Annotated in this window: 21 protein-coding genes; all 21 read right to left on the bottom strand. The window is 37.5% G+C overall.

What is annotated here, in order from left to right:
- Positions 1-3: 3 nt before the first annotated feature.
- The gene (gene spoVAD / locus AC6I1H_RS18370) at positions 4-1014 is read right to left on the bottom strand and encodes a stage V sporulation protein AD (protein WP_497738948.1); all 1011 of its coding nucleotides are present in this window, start codon (positions 1012-1014) and stop codon (positions 4-6) included.
- A gap of 11 nt (positions 1015-1025) precedes the next feature.
- Entirely contained in the window at positions 1026-1475 is a 450-nt protein-coding gene (gene spoVAC / locus AC6I1H_RS18365; RefSeq protein WP_497738947.1) for a stage V sporulation protein AC, read from the bottom strand.
- Positions 1476-1529: 54 nt separating this feature from the next.
- The gene (locus tag AC6I1H_RS18360; RefSeq protein WP_497738946.1) at positions 1530-1742 is read right to left on the bottom strand and encodes a dodecin family protein; all 213 of its coding nucleotides are present in this window, start codon (positions 1740-1742) and stop codon (positions 1530-1532) included.
- On the bottom strand, positions 1739-1939 hold the full coding sequence (locus AC6I1H_RS18355; protein WP_497738945.1) for a hypothetical protein: 201 nt from the start codon (positions 1937-1939) through the stop codon (positions 1739-1741). The genes AC6I1H_RS18360 and AC6I1H_RS18355 overlap by 4 nt, the downstream gene beginning before the upstream one ends.
- Before the next feature lie 80 nt (positions 1940-2019).
- Positions 2020-2742, bottom strand: coding sequence for an RNA polymerase sporulation sigma factor SigF (gene sigF, locus AC6I1H_RS18350; protein ID WP_497738944.1), 723 nt, complete (start codon positions 2740-2742; stop codon positions 2020-2022).
- A gap of 5 nt (positions 2743-2747) precedes the next feature.
- Entirely contained in the window at positions 2748-3188 is a 441-nt protein-coding gene (gene spoIIAB, locus AC6I1H_RS18345) for an anti-sigma F factor (protein WP_497738943.1), read from the bottom strand.
- An 11-nt stretch (positions 3189-3199) separates the two neighbouring features.
- Positions 3200-3535, bottom strand: a complete 336-nt coding sequence (spoIIAA, locus tag AC6I1H_RS18340) for an anti-sigma F factor antagonist (protein ID WP_497738942.1) — start codon at positions 3533-3535, stop codon at positions 3200-3202.
- 118 nt (positions 3536-3653) lie between these two features.
- Positions 3654-4823, bottom strand: a complete 1170-nt coding sequence (locus AC6I1H_RS18335) for a D-alanyl-D-alanine carboxypeptidase family protein (protein ID WP_497738941.1) — start codon at positions 4821-4823, stop codon at positions 3654-3656.
- 73 nt (positions 4824-4896) lie between these two features.
- Positions 4897-5712 carry a purine-nucleoside phosphorylase gene (locus AC6I1H_RS18330; RefSeq protein WP_497738940.1) on the bottom strand — a complete coding sequence of 272 codons (816 nt, stop codon included), beginning with the start codon at positions 5710-5712 and terminating at the stop codon, positions 4897-4899.
- Positions 5713-5726: 14 nt separating this feature from the next.
- Positions 5727-6911: a phosphopentomutase gene (locus AC6I1H_RS18325; protein ID WP_497738939.1), complete on the bottom strand. Its 1185-nt coding sequence runs from the start codon at positions 6909-6911 to the stop codon at positions 5727-5729.
- 15 nt (positions 6912-6926) lie between these two features.
- Entirely contained in the window at positions 6927-7814 is an 888-nt protein-coding gene (xerD, locus tag AC6I1H_RS18320; RefSeq protein WP_497738938.1) for a site-specific tyrosine recombinase XerD, read from the bottom strand.
- Between the two features lie 101 nt (positions 7815-7915).
- Complete coding sequence (gene spoIIM / locus AC6I1H_RS18315; RefSeq protein WP_497738937.1) at positions 7916-8542, bottom strand: stage II sporulation protein M; 627 nt, start codon at positions 8540-8542, stop codon at positions 7916-7918.
- A 77-nt stretch (positions 8543-8619) separates the two neighbouring features.
- The gene (locus AC6I1H_RS18310; protein ID WP_497738936.1) at positions 8620-9165 is read right to left on the bottom strand and encodes an NUDIX hydrolase; all 546 of its coding nucleotides are present in this window, start codon (positions 9163-9165) and stop codon (positions 8620-8622) included.
- Positions 9166-9386: 221 nt separating this feature from the next.
- Positions 9387-10118, bottom strand: coding sequence for a sporulation transcription factor Spo0A (spo0A, locus tag AC6I1H_RS18305; protein WP_497740854.1), 732 nt, complete (start codon positions 10116-10118; stop codon positions 9387-9389).
- Positions 10119-10262: 144 nt separating this feature from the next.
- Complete coding sequence (spoIVB, locus tag AC6I1H_RS18300) at positions 10263-11579, bottom strand: SpoIVB peptidase (RefSeq protein WP_497738935.1); 1317 nt, start codon at positions 11577-11579, stop codon at positions 10263-10265.
- Between the two features lie 124 nt (positions 11580-11703).
- Positions 11704-13428 carry a DNA repair protein RecN gene (gene recN / locus AC6I1H_RS18295; protein ID WP_497738934.1) on the bottom strand — a complete coding sequence of 575 codons (1725 nt, stop codon included), beginning with the start codon at positions 13426-13428 and terminating at the stop codon, positions 11704-11706.
- 12 nt (positions 13429-13440) lie between these two features.
- Complete coding sequence (locus AC6I1H_RS18290; protein WP_497738933.1) at positions 13441-13887, bottom strand: arginine repressor; 447 nt, start codon at positions 13885-13887, stop codon at positions 13441-13443.
- Positions 13888-13898: 11 nt separating this feature from the next.
- Complete coding sequence (locus tag AC6I1H_RS18285) at positions 13899-14762, bottom strand: NAD(+)/NADH kinase (RefSeq protein WP_497738932.1); 864 nt, start codon at positions 14760-14762, stop codon at positions 13899-13901.
- Positions 14763-14764: 2 nt separating this feature from the next.
- A complete protein-coding gene (locus tag AC6I1H_RS18280) occupies positions 14765-15286 on the bottom strand; it encodes a PD-(D/E)XK nuclease family protein (protein WP_497738931.1) in 522 nt (173 codons plus the stop codon).
- 35 nt (positions 15287-15321) lie between these two features.
- Positions 15322-16140 carry a TlyA family RNA methyltransferase gene (locus AC6I1H_RS18275; RefSeq protein WP_497738930.1) on the bottom strand — a complete coding sequence of 273 codons (819 nt, stop codon included), beginning with the start codon at positions 16138-16140 and terminating at the stop codon, positions 15322-15324.
- Positions 16141-16160: 20 nt separating this feature from the next.
- Positions 16161-16793 carry a hypothetical protein gene (locus tag AC6I1H_RS18270; protein WP_497738929.1) on the bottom strand — a complete coding sequence of 211 codons (633 nt, stop codon included), beginning with the start codon at positions 16791-16793 and terminating at the stop codon, positions 16161-16163.
- Between the last annotated feature and the right edge of the window lie 353 nt (positions 16794-17146).

Raw genomic sequence — 17146 nt, 5'->3', positions numbered from 1 at the left:
AGTTTAAAGGTTTTCAATTGCAACTGCATGAGCTATACATGGTATTGTTTCTCCCTGCTGTGTACTGGTAGTACTCAAAAGCGCGCCTGTAGCAACCAGCAAAACCCTGTTGTATTTACCTTTTATCATCTCTTTATAAAGATAACCGCAAGTCACCACTGCCGCACAAGCACAACCGCTGCCTCCTGCATGTACATCCTGCTCCGGATTGAATATCATGAGGCCGCAATCTGAATATTTGTTTGACACGTCAAAACCTCTTTGTTTTATAAGTTCTTCTGCAATATCCTTTCCAACACTTGCCAGGTCTCCTGTAACAATCAAATCGTAATCGTCGGGTGTTCTTTTAGTATCATTAAAATGCCGCACTATAGTGTCCACAGCCGCGGGCGCCATTGCAGTACCCATATCATTGGGATTCGTCTCCCCCATATCTATTACTTTACCGGCTGTGGCGTATGTTATCCTTGGATTTTTCGGTTTTGATGAAATCACTACTGCTCCTGCCCCTGTGACAGACCATTGAGCTGTCGGAGGTCTCTGATTACCGAGTTCTAAAGGATATCTGTACTGTCTCTCGGCTGTACAGTAATGGCTCGAAGTTGCAACAACAAGGTTGTCTGCAAACCCTCCATCAATAATTATTGCCCCCAGACCCAATCCTTCTGCCATTGTTGAACAGGCTCCGTATATTCCATAAAATGGCAAACCTAGTTCTCTTGCGGCAAATCCCGCTGAAATGATCTGGTTTAAAAGGTCTCCCGCAATAAAATACTCAATATTCGAATACGGGACATTGCTATTTTTTATAGCCATTTCTACCGCTTCTTTTAACATTTTTCTTTCGGCTTTTTCCCAGGTTTTTTCTTTGTATATGTTGTCATTTAAAATGAGATCAAAATAATCTTTTAACGGCCCTTGACCTTCTTTTGGCCCAACAATGGATGCTGTAGCCAGGAGTGAAGGAGGGTTTTGAAATTTTACTGTCTGTAATCCCGTCTTTTTAACTGCCAAATTGGTTCCCCCTATAGCTTTAGTAAATAATAAATAAAACCTATAATAAACGCAGAAGTCATACCATAGACCAGCACAGGTCCCGCTACTACGAACATTTTAGACGCCACTCCAAAGACATAACCCTCTCTTTTAAATTCCATGGCGGGTGAAACTATTGAATTGGCAAAACCCGTTATCGGAACAATAGAACCGGCTCCAGCCCTTTTGCCTATTTTATCGTAAATTCCAAGTCCGGTAAGGAAAGCCCCCAAAAAAACCATGGTGGCTGATGTTGGGGCTCCGGCTTCTTTTGCGCTCAAACCTCTGGAAATAAAAAAGTTCATTATACCCTGGCCTATTACGCAAATCAATCCGCCTACTACAAAAGCCATAAAAATATTTTTTAAATAAGGAGGTTTTGGCCTCTTTTGCTTGACAAAATTTTGGTAATCCTGTTGTTCTTTTGTGAGTTTCTGCATACAAATCTCCCTTTAATTCAGGTTTAAAAACGAGCACTTACGTGCCCGTTTTTTCTAAGATTCGGTTGATCCGTCTACTTTGAAAGCAATTGCCACATCGGCCTTATACTCTATAATTTTTCCATTCTGAACATTTGCGGTGTTATTTAAAACTTCCACTCCGGAAATATTTCTTATGGTTTTGCTGGCGTCTTTTACGGCATTTTCCACTGCTTCCTGCCAACTGTTTTTTGATTCGCCTACTACTTCCACAATTTTAACAGTCATAAAAATTTTCCTCCTTTATGTGAAGTTACGATTTTATTTTTTCCCGTTATCAGGCTGTTATTCTCTAAATGCAATACAAGTTTGGCACTTTTTGGCATTCTGTTATTATATATATTTTTTGCTATGACAAGTCCAGAAACCGCAAATAATATTAATATCAATATTATCACAGTTATTCTTTTTTGAATTATATTCATATCAGATTCACCTCTTGTTTTATTATTGTTTGACACAAAAATTTTTATTCAAAAAAAATTAGCCTGGTTTCGGCTATATTTTATGAAATCAATTCCTTAATTTTATTTAATATCTTTTTTTCCATTCTTGATACCTGTACCTGAGTTATCCCCAAAGTTGCCGCAACTTCCATCTGTGTTTTGTCTTTAAAATATCTTAATATGATAATCTGCCTTTCTTCCTTGTTTAATTTGGATAATGCTTCTTTCAATGCTATTCTGTCCAGCCATTGATTCTGATGGATTTCATCGGTTGCGATCTGGTCAATATAATATATAGGTGCCCCTTCATCCTGAAAAGCCACATCATTTAATGAAACTGGCGCCTGAGAAGATTCCATAACCATCACCAATTCTTCAGGAGATATATTTATCTCTTCCGCTAACTCGTTTACAGTCGGCTCTCTATCAAGGGATTTAGCCAGTGTTTCTCTGGCTTTCTGTACTTTTGCCGATAGTTCCTTTAAAGATCTGGAAACCTTTACAGGTCTATCATCTCTTAAAAACCTGCGGATTTCCCCCATGATCATGGGAACCGCATATGTAGAAAACTTTACATTATATGAAAAATCAAACTTATCTATCGCTTTAAGCAACCCTATACTGCCGATTTGAAATAAATCTTCCAATTCATAACCCCTGTTGTTAAACCTTTTTACGATGCTCCAGACAAGACCCAGGTTAAGTGACACCAGATCTTCCTTCGCTTTATCGTCCCCCTGTTTGGCCCTTTTTAACAATTCCATAGAATCATTCGAATTCATAGATATTACCTCAAAATCCTGTCATCTTTAAAATTTTTAGCCATTTTTACAAGAGTCCCAACTCCGGAACGGGATTCTACTTCGAGTTCGTCCATAAAGTTTTCCATTATGGTGAAACCCATTCCCGACCTGTCTTGTTCCGGTTTTGACGTCCACAGGGGTTGTCTTGCCTTTTCAATGTCTTCGATTCCTTTTCCCCAGTCCTGGACAACAATCTCGATCCTCTCTTTATAAAGCCTTGCCTGTATCCTGATTATGCCAGGCTTATCTTCATATCCATGAATTATTGAGTTTGTCACAGCCTCAGACACAGCGGTCTTTATGTCGGCGAGCTGGTCCAGTGTCAGATCCAACTGGGATGCGAAGGCAGCTACCACTACCCTGGCAAAAGCTTCATTTTCGGACTTGCTTAAAAAGTCAAGCTGCATTTCATTCAATAATTCCATAATATCACTCCCTACAATTTTTCCATTGCTTCTTTCTCATCGTTGTAATACTGTAATATGCTAAAAATGCCTGACATTTCAAATATTTTCTTTATCTTTGCATTAATATTGGTCACTCCCACTATGCCTCCGATTTTTTGTAAGGCCTTGTAGCGCCCTATTATCATTCCAACTCCTGAACTATCCATAAATGTAACATTTTTAAAATTAAATAATATTTTTTTAATAGAGTTTTTTTGACAATAGCTATCAATCTGCATTTTCACTAAATGAGATGTGTGATGATCTAGCTCTCCTTTTAAATTAACTATCATCATATCACCCGTGATTTTAATAACAGAATTCACGCTGCTTCACCCCCCGTCGTACATAATAGTATTCTACAATCTAGAGGAAATTCCTGCTAATTACAAAAAAATAGACACAGCTCAAGCTGTTTACAAAGCTGTGCCTAAAAAAATAATGTTAAAAATTAAACCATCTTTCAAGAATTCTTTTGACCATATCCAGCATACCTGCCTTTTTTACATCCTGAGAAACTGCCAGCATTACCTCACCTACTTTTTTGCCATTCTGTTCAGCTATTATTTTGCCGACAACCTGTCCCTTATTAAGAGGAGCAAACAATTTATCCGGGGCTTCAATTTTAGTATTTATTCCGCTATCCTTACCTTTTTCAGTTAAAACACTCAAGTTGCTTTCAGCGATTAGGTTCACCTCTTTCAAAAAACCTTTTTCTACACGCAAAATTTTCTGCACGGAGCCTTTTTTCACTATCAAAACGGAATTAAAATGCCCAAACCCGTAATCAAGTAATTTAACCGTATCTTCAAACCGCTGGCTTGAATTTTCGCTGCCCATTACCACAGAAACCAGCCTGAAATCTCCTCTTTTAGCAGTACCTGCAAAACAATAACCCGCCTTCTGATGAAAACCCGTTTTTATTCCATCAAGGCCTTCATATTTGCCCAACAATTTATTGGTGTTTGCCAGCATTGTGGCATCGCGTTTTTTATCCGTATGTTCAAGATAATCCATCCACACCGTAGACCAAGTAAAAAAATTGTGAAATCTCAACAATTCTCTTGACATCATGGCTACATCATAGGCGCTGGTATAATGATTCGGTTCCGAAAGCCCATGAGGATTCATAAAATTGGTATCCTGAAGCCCAAGAACCTTAGCTTTGTCGTTCATCATTTTTACAAAGCCTTCGACACTACCTCCAATATATTCGGCTACAGCTACTGAAGCATCATTGGCAGAAGCGACGGTAATGCATTTCAATAATGTTTCAAGAGTTTGCTCTTCACCCGGACCTAAAAATACCTGACTGCCTCCTGTTTTCCATGCTCTTTCGCTGACTTTTATTTTGTCTTCCAGTTTAACCTTCCCCTGATCAAGGGCTTCAAATGCCAGCAATAGTGTCATAATTTTTGTGATACTGGCAGGTTCGAGCCTCTGATGAGAATTTTTATCAAAAAGGACTGTTCCAGTACCTGCATCAATCAAAATAGCAGAAGGAGATTTTATTTCGGGCTGGACTTGAGCAAGGGTTATACTGTTTACATTCAAAACAATAAGATTAATTATTAAAAAAAATATGATATACCTTTTTTTACTGTGTAAAACCATATTAAACATTCCTCCCTTTATATATAGACTTTCCAATGGGGAGGAATGTTATTCAAAACATCAAGGAATGATATTATAAAGCTGAAATCTGCCTTACAATTTCTTTTAAAAGAGTTGCAAGCATTTCTTCTGATCTTTTGGCTACTTCCATTACCTCTTCATGGCTCAGCGCATGGGGATTTATACCAGCAGCCATATTTGTGATGCAAGAGATGGCCAATACCTTCATTCCGCATTGCCTTGCGACAATAACTTCCGGAACAGTAGACATTCCTACAGCATCGGCACCCATTGTCTTTAGCATCCTTATCTCCGCCGGAGTTTCGTAACTTGGCCCGGTCATACACGCATACACTCCTTCATGTAGAGGTAAGCTCAGGGTCCTGCCTGCCCTTTTTGCGATTTCCCTCAGTTCCGGGCTGTAAGCTTGACTCATATCTATAAACCTGGGTCCCATTTCTTCAGAACCGATTAAAGGATTATTGCCCAAAAGATTTATGTGGTCATTTATCATCATAAGGTCCCCAGGTTTAAAATCATTATTTATACCTCCGGCAGCATTGGTTACTATTAAATTTGTAATTCCAAGTTGACTTAAGACATACACAGGAAACACTACCTTTTTTAAATCATATCCTTCGTAATAATGTATGCGCCCTTGCATTATTGCGGCAGTTACCCCTTCCAGTTCTCCAAAAACCATTTTTCCGGCATGACCTCTGACAGTGGATACCGGAAAATTGGGAATATCTCTAAAACCAATTTCCACGGGATCTTTTATTAAATCTACTATTCCCCCAAGTCCTGAACCCAGGATTAAACCTACTACAGGTTGAAGGTTTAATCGAGTTTTAATGGCATTAACAGCTTCTTCAACCTTTTTTCTCATTTAATTCTGCCCCCTTATTTCATAAAAATTTCTCCTGCGAAGCTTTCTCCAATCGGTAAACTGCCAAGATCGAATATTTCAGATATAGTGGCTCCAATATCAGCAAAAGTTTTTCTAATACCAAGGTTTTTCCCAGGAATAAAATATTCACTTTTACTAAATACCAGTAGCGGCGTATATTCCCTTGAGTGGTCGGTGCTCTCGGTAGTAGGATCACAACCGTGATCTGCCGTTATAATCAACAAATCCCGGGAATTTATGCTTGCAAGAATTTCTGGAACACTTTTGTCAAAAGCTTCCAGTGCATTTTTATATCCATAAACATTATTGCGATGACCGTACAAAGTGTCATAGTCTCCAAGGTTGGCAAATAATATGCCTTTAAAACTTTTTTTGGCATGGCTGATTATCTCTCTTACGCCTTCTTCATTGTTGGATGTGTGAATGCAATCAGTAATGCCCTGACCGTTAAAAATATCCCTGATTTTACCTATGCCAAATACTTTAAAACCTTTTTCAACAGCTCTGTCCAGCACAGTTTTATGTGGAGGAGAAAGAGAAAAATCCTTTCTCCTTTCGGTCCTTATAAAATCTTCTGGTGATGTTCCTGTGAAAGGTCTGGCGATAACCCTTCCCACTGCATGCCTGCCAGTTAAAAGATTTCGGGCGATTAGGCAAATTCGGTAAAGCTCTTCCACAGGGATTACATCCTCATGAGCAGCTATCTGAAATACACTATCGGCAGAAGTATATACAATAGGCATTCCCGTCTTTATATGCTCCATGCCCAGTTTTTTTATTATTTCCGTACCCGATGCCACTACATTTCCCAGCACTTTTTTACCTATTGCTTTTTCAAAGGACTCTATTACTTCATCCGGAAATCCATTGGGATATGTTGGGAAAGGATTTTTTAACATTAAACCTGCCATTTCCCAGTGGCCGGTGGTGGTATCCTTTCCTCTGGAAATCTCTGTGCATTTCCCATAGCAACCCATTGGATTCTTTTCCGGTTCAACTCCTGCAATGGGAAAAATATTCCCCAAGCCCATTTTCCCAAGGTTTGGCAGTTTAAGACCGCCAACGGCTCTCGCGGTATTCGCAAGAGTATTGCTTCCCTCGTCTCCAAAATCACGGGCATCAGGTAATTCTCCAATTCCTACGCTATCCATCACTATCAGTACAATCCTATCTATCATTGTATTCAACCTCCTTCATGCTCTGGGGTGGGTCCTGTCATACACTTCCTTTATTCTGCTCTTTGTTATATGAGTATAAATCTGTGTGGTGGATATGTCGGCATGTCCCAACATTTCCTGGACAGACCTCAAATCAGCGCCATTTTCCAGAAGATGAGTCGCAAATGAATGGCGCAAGGTATGAGGTGTTATATTTTTTAAAATGCCGGCTTTTTGGGCATATTTTCTGATGATTTTCCAGAATCCCTGCCTGGTCAATCCTTTTCCCAGGTGGTTAAGAAACAGTATTTTCTCGTCCTGCTTTTTTAATAACAGTGGTCTGACATCGTTTATATATTTTTCAAGATATTTTATAGCAACCGACCCAATAGGGACTATCCTTTCCCTGGCACCTTTGCCAAAACATCGTAAATATCCCATTTCAATGTTTATATCCTCGACTTTTATAATTATCAATTCAGATACTCTTATACCTGTGGCATATAGAAGTTCCAGCATGGTTTTATCTCTTATGCCCCATACAGTGGAAATATCGGGTTGGTTTAACAGCTGTTCCACTTCATCTAATGTCAAAACCCTTGGAAGTCGATGCTCGAGTTTGGGAGCATCCAGATTTATGGTAGGATCTCTTTCGGCAAGACGCTCCATCACCAGAAAGTGGTGAAAAGACTTTATGGCTGCACAGGCTCTGGATATGCTGCTGCTGGCTTTGCCTTTTTTTTGCATTAGAATTAAATACGAAACTATGACAGTCCTTGTAATGCAATTTATGTCATTAATCCTTTGCATTTTCAAATAACCTATGTAACTTTTCAAATCTCTTCTATATGAATTTATAGTATTCTTTGACAACCCTCTTTCGACTGATAAAAATTCTATATATTTTATCAATAGCTCATCCATAAAATTCCCCCTTATAATTATTATTAAATATTCAATAAAAACTACTCGATTCCTTCTCAAATAAAAAAAACTCCAAAAAACTATTTTTGGAGATACGAATATTAAATATAGGACGTCAGCAATCTAATAAAAACCGGTGAAATATAGCCTTCTATCAATCCTGCCAACATAAGAATGATACAAAAAGTGAGATTAAATAAGAAATACCCAAATAAAAGCCGCGAATAATCTTCAACATAATGCCATAGCCTGCTTCTTACAATCGTCAAAGAAAGAGTCATTGCTGCAACACCGATAGAAATAATTGAAGGTATTATTAAAACATTTTGCGGAAGAATAGATAAAAGAGAAAACAGTATGCCTTTAATTCCCATGCTTCCGATAAAAAAACCTACTGTATAACCCAACACGAACCCCCGGAAAAAAATCAAAACCGGAATAAGCGGCAGGCCGATTATGGTCAAACCGAGTATGCAAAGGATGACAGCCGTTTTTAAATTGTTTGAAATGGATATATAAAAAATGGTCGCAGAATCCACATTGATATTCTTAATATTAGCAAAAAATCCGTTTATAAAATTCAATATAGCCTGTATTTGTACATCTGACATCATATTAACTGCGATGCTCCCACAAATAGTTCCCCCAATGAAAAGCAGAATTATAATAACATAGAGCACTATATTTTTTTTAAAATAATCCAGTATCATTCTGGGGAAATAATTCAAAGATATCCCTCCCCCGTCCATTTCATAAAAATATTATGCCGGGCGGAAGAAGAATATGATTTTTATATATAATTATTCTATTCTTTTTCTAATTTCAACATATTGTAAGCCAGCAGCAAACCAGAAATAGTTTTGGCATCTCTTATTTCACCGTCATATATCTTCCTCACCGCTTGTTCTAAAGGAATAATTTTTAGGTCTATAAATTCATCCTCATCTGCAAGCTTTGTATTATTCTCAAGGTCCCTGGCTAAATACAAATACATTCTTTCGCTCGAAAAACCCGGTGAAGTGTAAAAAGCCGTAATATAACGCAAACTGCGGGCAAAAAAGCCGGTTTCCTCCATGAGTTCTCTCTGAGCGCAAATTTCCGGCTGTTCTCCTTTTTCCAGTTTTCCTGCCGGAAGTTCAAGAAGTTCTTCTTCCACAGGCTTTCTAAATTGTCTTACCATTAAAACTTCATTTTTTTCATTTAAGGCTACAATGGCGACAGCTCCAGGGTGTTCCACTATTTCCCTAGTGGAGGTTTTGCCGTTGGGAAGTTTTACCTCATCCAAACGGAGGGTTAAAATCTTTCCTGAATAAATCAGCCTAGAACTTATGGTATTTTCATAAAATTTCATTCTAACATCTCCTGATGAATCATTTTTTTTGTAATACATATAATATTTTAAAACAACTTAAAGGAGTGGTAAAGATAGAATATATAATTTTTAAAAATGGTTTTTATCTTATAGGCAAATCAAGAGATATTTTATTTTTTTTAAGACAAAAAGCACGGTTATATAAAACCGTATCTGAAATGCTAACAAATGAATTGAATTAAAATTGAAAAAGCGCGTAACTACGCGCTTAAACCGTTTTTTCTTTCCATCCTCAACTTATCGGAAATCATGGCAATGAATTCGGAATTTGTCGGTTTGCCTTTGTCCTTAGGTATTGTATACCCAAACAAGTTATTTATGGTTTCTATGCAGCCTCTGTTCCATGCTACTTCTATCGCATGCCTTATAGCCCTTTCAACCCTGCTTGGAGTGGTATTGAACTTACTGGCAATAGTGGGATAAAGGACTTTTGTAACTGCAGAAAGAAGCTCCACATTGTTTATAACCATATAAATGGCTTCCCTGAGATAAAAATATCCTTTAATGTGAGCAGGTACACCAATTTCATGAATAATATTGGTGATATCTATTTCTAGATTATCCTTCCGCTCACCGGGGCTGGCTACACTTCTTTGCCTTTTTGTACTAAAGTTATTTTCCATAATTTCCCGGACTCGTTCGATGAGTATATTCAGGTCGAATGGTTTTACAATATAATAGGCAGCTCCAAGATTTATTGCTTTTTGGGTAATTTTGTCCTGCCCAACTGCGGAAAGTACTACTATTTTTGGTTTTTTAGGATTATTTGCCAGCTTTTCTATAACCCCTAACCCGTCAAGATTTGGCATTATAAGATCCAGTATTAAGACATCGGGAGACAATTCTTCAACTTTTTCCAGGACATCCAAGCCGTCATAAGCGATACCAATTACTTCCATGTCGTTTTCGCTCTGGAAAAATTCCTGAAGCATGTTGCAGAACTCTTTGTTGTCATCTGCAATTAACAACCTTATTTTTTTTGTATCTTTCAAGAAAAACCCCCCTTATTTTGTAACATTATATTTTTTATATTCGACAAACTATGGTATATTCCTCCTATTATACCAAAAAATGTTTTAAAAATTTTTCATCACCTGTGTTTCGGACTCTAATTTTAATACCTCATCCATCATCCATTCAGCAAAGATTCCGTATCCTTTTGTGGGATCATTTACAAAAACGTGAGTTACAGCTCCCACAAGATATCCATCCTGAATAATCGGACTTCCGCTCATTCCTTGAATAATCCCACCGGTTTTCTCTATTAGTTTCGGATCTGTTATTTTTATAATCATGCCTTTTCCTTCCGGATAAGTCTGTCGCATGATTTTCTGGATTTCTATATCATATTTTTCTATTTTTTCTCCGTAAATTACAGTTAAAATACTGGCTTTTCCTTCATGAACTTGTGTCAAGGACGCTATTGGCAAAGAGTCGTAAAACGGGTTTTGAAAAGGAATGTAAGCCTTCCCGAAAATGCCATGTGGAGTGTTTGCCAGGATATTACCTATTATCTTGTCTTCATGGACAAACATGCCTCTCTTCTCGCCCGGTTGGCTTTTTCGCCCGGGCTCTATCGACGTCACCTTTGCTCTTATTATTTCACCTTCGCCTATTTCAATGATTTTTCCCGTATCAGCATCCGAAATAATATGACCAAGCGCACCGTAATATCCTGTTTGAGGATCGTAAAATGTTAATGTCCCTACACCCGCAGCTATATCCCTCACCCATAATCCGATTTGATACAGTCCAGATGCACTTTTTACTGCATTTAAATTAGTCTCGATTATTCTGTCGTTTCTTTTAATTGAAAGCACTACGGTTTTGTCCTGGTCATTATTCACTATCTTGGACAATTCATCCGCCTGATAAATTTTCTGGTGATTTGCCATATAAATAGTATCTCCGATTTCTATACCCGCTTCATGGGCGGGATAATGCCTCTTTCCGTTTTCGTCTATAACAGAGGCAAACCCTACTACTATAACCCCGTTTGGTCTCAATTTTACACCTACAGAATGCCCGCCTGGAATGACTCTAGTCTCGGGCAAAACGTGGACTTTCATTTTTTTTACCGGGATAACTCCAAAAAGCCTGAATTCCAGATTGTATGTTCCAAGTTTTGATGATTGAATGACAAATGGATTTTTCAAATTTAAACTTAATTTATCCTTAATTCGAGATCCATTTATTGTTAAAAAATTGTTTTCATCACAAAATAACTGAAAAATCATGGGAACATTAAGTATGATTTCCTGTTTTTTACCTTCAATTATTCTAATTTCATCCGGGAAATCATAAAAACGGTAATAATCCAGAACAAACGCAGAAAATATAATGATAAAAGCCAGAAAAATACCGAGAATTTTTCTTGATATTTTTTTTTGCAAAATATCACTCCTCATTACGGCATAAAAATAGGGTCTGAAGAATAACATAACCTTTAAAAAATCTTTTTATACCGTAACAAAAATGTATTTTTTTGCAAAAAAATAAGCCTTTTATTCAGGCTTTTTAAAGATTTTTTGTTTTTTTTGCCATTTCCAGCATTTCTTTAGCATGGGTTAAAGTATTTTCCGTAATTTTTGCTCCTCCGAGCATCCTTGCCAGTTCTTTAACTCTTTCGGAACCGGTTAACTCTAAAACTTGTGTAAATGTTGTTCCATCCAGAGTTTGCTTTTTTATTAAAAAATGACTGTCGCCAAGACTTGCTATCTGTGGAGAATGGGTCACGCATAAAACCTGGTGGCTTCTTGCTACCATTGAAAGCTTTTCTCCGACTATTTGCGCTGTCCTCCCTCCAATTCCTGTATCGATTTCATCGAAAATAAGGCATGGAATATTGTCCACTTTTGCCATAATATTTTTTAATGCCAGCATGATGCGCGATGTTTCTCCGCCGGAAATAATCTTTGACAGAGGTTTTAACGGTTCCCCGGGATTGGTGGAAATCATGAATTCCACCCGGTCGAAACCCTCTTCAGTGAGATTAACTTTTGATTTGTCTGCTTCCATACCATTATCATCAGGACCTTGAGTGAAATTTACAGAAAACTTGACATCTTTCATCCCCAGGTCTTTGAGTTCTTTTGAAATATCACTCTCCAGTTTTGCGGCAGTTTGCACCCTTAAGGAATGAAGATGCAAGGCTTTTTCTGTCAGCTTGGACACTATATCTTTTAGTTTTATATTTAAGTCATTAATCTCCTCATCGATATTATAAACTTCTTCTAACCGGGCGGCGGCCTGCTTTTTATATTCTATAAGCTCGCCTATATTCATATTATATTTGGATTTAAGTCTGTCTATCAGTTCAAGTCTCAACTGTATTTCATCCAATCTTTGAGGATCAAATTCTATTGAGTCGCGTAAAGCCCTAATATTTGAAGCAAGATCTTCGAATTCATACAGCGCATTTTTTAAAAAATCAAGGGAGGAATACACAGACTTGTAATAGCTTTTTATTTCCTCAAAACCATTTATTATTTTATTAATATTATCTACTATAGATGGAGCATCTTCCCCCCGGTATAAAATATTATAACTTGATTCTAAAACTTGAAATATTTTTTCTGAATTCTCTAAGATTTGTTTTTCTTCTTCCAACAATACATCTTCATTCGGTTTTAAAGCGGCTTTCTCTATTTCGTCAACCTCAAACTTCAATCTATCCCTTTGTTTATTAAATTCGGATCTTTTTCTATCCATTTCTTGAATCATCCCTATAAGATGTCGGTACTCTCTGTAAAATTCCGATACCTGTTTTTTTGCCTCTGCAATAGCTTCCGACCCAAGCAAATCCAGTAACTGTAGATGATTCTGACTGTCAAGGAGAGATTGATGCTGATGTTGACCGTGAATATCTATTAAGTGCTTACCTACTCTTTTTAAAACAGAAGTCGGAACTATCTTTCCGTTTATATGGCAGAAATTTCTTCCCTGGCTTGTTATTTCCCTATCTATAAAAAGCAGATCATCTTCTTTTTCTATTCCATACTCTTCAAGTATCTTTGTTATATTATCGTTATTGCAATCGAAAACAGCTTCAACGATGGAACTTTGTTTGCCTGTCCTGATGTATTCACTGGATGCCCTTTCTCCTATAAGTACACCTATGGCATCGATAATAATGGATTTTCCGGCCCCGGTCTCGCCAGTGAGGATATTCAAGCCATCTTTAAAATTTATTTCGATATCATCTATCAACGCAAAGTCTTTTATATGGAGTTTAAGGAGCATTAATTTGCCTCCTTATTTTATAATGTTCTCAAATTTTTCAACGATATCTTTAACCACCGATTTTGAACTTGCTACAACCAAGATGGTATTGTCCCCAGCGATAGTCCCTATAATCTCATTCCAGTTTAAACCGTCTATGGCTTCGGCTGCAGCTGAAGCAGTCCCGGTAAGGGTTTTGATTACAATAAGATTTTCTGAAGGTACAATGCTGATAATGGACTCTCTCAACATTCTGAGAAATTTGTCCGAAATATATGCAGTCCTGTCTGGTTCGGCATAACAGTAATGTTCATTATCTCGCAAAACCTTTATTAGCCTTAATTCTTTAATATCCCGGGATACCGTAGCTTGAGTAACATTGAAACCCTGTTTTCTCAATTCTTCCGCCAACTCCTCCTGGGTTTCAATCGGTTTTTCTTTGATTATCTCCCTTATTTTCATGTGTCTTTTTGCTTTCAAAAGGGCACCTCCTACTCACTAAAATTAACCTCGGTCAACTTCTTTCTTAAAATATCATAGAAACTTCTTTTTTTAATTCTTATAAGCCTGGTATGGTAATCGGACCTTTTTACGATCACCTCATCCCCGGGTAGGAGCCTATAACCCTGCTGTCCGTCTACTGTAAGCATTGTTTCGGGATGTTCGGCGATAACCTGTATTTTTATAATATCATCCTTTGAAATTATTATTGACCTGCTTCGAAGAGTATGGGGGCATATCGGTGTCAGCAATAAAAGTTCCATATCCGGATTAATTATAGGGCCACCGGCGGAAAGAGAATAGGCTGTTGAACCCGTAGGTGTAGAAATTATTAGACCGTCAGAAGGATATGTGTCAATATATGCTCCGTTGGAAAAAACCTTTAATCTTATTAATCTTGCAAAAGGACCCTTGGTTATTACTGCATCATTTAAGGTTATAAATCTTTCTAATAAACGATTTTTCCTGACAACCTGCGCTTCCAGCATCATCCTGGTATCGATAAAAAATTTGTTTGCGATAAATAACTCCAGATCCTTATATAAATCAGGAAGTTCTATCTCCGTTAAAAAACCCATATGGCCCATGTTTATTCCAAGTATGGGAACTTCATAGGGTGCCAGCTGCCTCGCAAGGCTCAGCAGAGTTCCGTCACCCCCAAGTGTCACGGCGCAATCTATTTTATTAAAAATTTTATCGCTTTCGATACTAAATAAGGCCGCATCCAATGACTTTGCAATATTATCGGGCAATAAAACCCTGTAATCTTTTTCACAAAACCAGTTAATTATAGCACCTGTCACCCGAGCTGAATTTTTTTTAGAGAGGTTCGGAAATAAGCCTATTGTTTTCATGTTTAACCACCTCTGGATAAAAAACCTATGACAAATCCGGCAAAGAAAATAACAGCAGTCCATCCGAAATAATTTACAAAAAAACGATGTTCATTACTTACAATAGAATACTCTACCTTCCTTATTTTTTCCCTCTCCATATCAACCAGAAGCAGGCCGCCGGGTCTATATACTAGATAGTATTCCAGAAGTTGCCGCCGGGTATCGATGAATCTCGGCGAAGGAGAAAATTCGCCGGATTTTACTTCAGCCACAAAGGTTTTATTGCCTTTTTTTACAATCATATCCGCTTTAACGGCTGCTTTATACGGTTTATCATCAATTAAAATTGTATAATAACTTTCCTTTTGAATATCAACTATTTCAAAACCATTTTTTTTCAACAACTCCATTGCTTTGAGTTCACTTTTTTTAGCCTTGTAAATTCTCTTTTTTATTTTCAATTTTTTAAGATGCTTTAAATATGCTGCAGTCGCCACAGCACCGATAATTATCCAGAGAGCTATATAATACATATTGTTCATTAACTTACCTTCTTTACAATAATTCTACAAAAAATTCAATTTTCCTTTTGTTGAAGTAATTGTAAATGAGCGTTTTCAACAACTTTTTCTATATTTATTATTCCATCCTGCCTTGGATATTTTTTAAACCAACCAAGAAATTCTATATTTCCTTTGGGGCCGGTAATCGGTGAAAAATCAAGACCCCATTCGAAAAAGTTGCTTTGATTGGCGCTTTTTATGACTTTCTTAAGAGTTTTTTCATGCAATTCTGGTCTTTTCACTACACCATTTTTACCGACATCTTTTTTCTCAACTTCAAATTGAGGTTTAATTAATGCTAAAAGATCTCCATCACTTTTTAACAAATTAAAAAAAGGTTCAAAAACCATTGAAAGAGAAATGAAAGAAAGATCAGCGGTTATAATGTCCACCTCTTGCCCTATATCCTCAAATTTTACATAACGGACATTAGTTTTTTCCATTACTACCACTCTTGGGTCATTCCTTAAATTGTAATCAAGCTGACCGTAACCCACATCTATAGCAAAAACTTTCCTAGCACCGTTTTTTAAGAGGCAATCTGTAAAACCTCCCGTAGAAGCGCCTGCATCTATGATGACTTTATCTTTAGGTAAAATATTAAAGACCGCCAGAGCTTTTTCCAACTTCAATCCGCCTCGGCTGACATATGGTACCGCTTTTCTTTTTACTTCGATATCAGTATCTATGTTTACCATTGTCCCAGGCTTATCTATCATCTTGCCTTTTATATAAATATTTCCAGCCATAATCTCGGCTTTTGCTTTTTCCCTGCTGGGAAAGAAGCCTCTTTGTACAAGAAGGACATCCAACCTTTCCTTCGCGTTACACATCTCAAACCATCCCCAAGCCGTTATTTTCTATTATTGCTACTCGAAAAAAAATCAATTCCGAGTCGCTTCTTCAATATATATAAAAAGAGAGCCACTCCATAAACTACTCTTTTTGAATTTTTTATGGCTATTCCCTTTCCTATAGCTTTGCCGCCTATGGTTAAAGTAGAAATGGCTCCCGCCATAAATATGCTTAAAATTGTTTCGTTTATACTTTTTGCCACAATAACCGCTTTTATCACAATGGCGGCTCCAGCTGCACCGCTTACTATCCCGCAGATGTCTCCAACCACATCATTACAAAAATTCGACACTATATCTGCATTGCGTATCAATTTTACCGCCTCTTTTCCACCGGGAACTTTATCCGCGGCCATAGCGTGAAAAGGAGTTTCGCTGGCGGAAGTAACGGAAATGCCTATAATATCAAACAGAATACCTATTGTTATTATTATGAGTAATAAAAAAACAGAAAATATTATGTTAACCCTATCCAAAACGGTTTCAGATATAAAACTAAAAAAAACGGATAACCCAAAAGCTAAGAAAAAAACCCAATATACCCACTTTGCTTTTGTGTTTCCGCTAATTTCATTATTTTTTACCTTTTTTATTGTTTTTCCGGAACTATTCTTTTTTGAGTAAGAACTCAACTTTGAACCTCCCGTACATTCACCGAAACAGGTGGCAGTGAATTGAGTAAATTTTGTGGCTTAGGTCCAGCTGGATTTCCCAGGAAGGCATCTCATCGTCGCCGATAAGACGGTTCCCCTTTAAGCCCGCCTTTGCCATGTCGCCATAAGCAATGCTAGATTACCACTTAGTCCACACTGTAATCCTCAATTCACTTCCATATGGAACAGTCTAGGGGTTTTCCCCACCAAAATCCATCTTCCCCTAGCCTCTTTTGCAAAAAAGGTTTCAAAGGGTATTCCCTAAGATTTAAATTGGCCAATTTAAATCTTAGCCTAAAATGCCTTTTTCCACCCTTTTCACTCAAGGCAGG

This window comes from Biomaibacter sp. TOL (genome assembly GCF_059717795.1).
The sequence above is the reverse complement of the archived record's forward strand: the minus strand, read 5'-3'. Positions and strand labels throughout refer to the sequence as shown.